Origin of the sequence: Micromonospora sp. B11E3 (assembly GCF_039871625.1) — a bacterium.
Taxonomy (GTDB): Bacteria; Actinomycetota; Actinomycetes; order Mycobacteriales; family Micromonosporaceae; genus Micromonospora.
On the sequence record NZ_JBDPMC010000265.1, the window covers coordinates 1 to 515 of the forward strand.

Sequence of the window (515 nt, forward strand, 5' to 3'; positions counted from 1 at the left end):
CGCTGTTGCGTTGGCGGATCGGTGGACATGCCGAGCCGCGTCGCAGGGCACTCGCCTGTTTCGTCGTCGACCAGGGAGTTGTCGACCAGCCATTCCACCGCCCGCCGCCGTGCGCGAACGGCGTGCCATGCCGGCCGAACGGGGTAAAGATCAAGCTCAGTTGGGGTTTCCGACTCAGACTCCGCTCCCGCCCTGTCCGGCCGTGTCGGCTGGCGGCGCACCGATTATCGATGCTCTCCGGGGCTGGCAGGCCTCCGTCCAGCGGCCACCAGGGCAACGAGGGCGACCAGGGAGCCGGCGATCATGTATACCGCGACCGGCCAGGAACTGTTCGCCCAGGTGTACAGCCCGGCCGCCACGAATGGTGCGGGACCGCTGGTCAACACCGCGTTCAGCTGGTACGACAGGGCAATGCCGGAGTAGCGGACCGGAGCGTCGAACAACTCGGCGAGAAAGCTCGTCAGGACGCCGAAGGTCACTGCCGAGCCGACCGCCAGCACCAACACCAGCGCCAG

Annotated in this window: 1 pseudogene; it reads right to left on the reverse strand. The window is 67.8% G+C overall.

From position 1 onward, the window contains the following. Positions 1-224: 224 nt before the first annotated feature. Positions 225-515, reverse strand: a pseudogene (locus tag ABGB16_RS34000) (hypothetical protein); the annotation flags it as partial.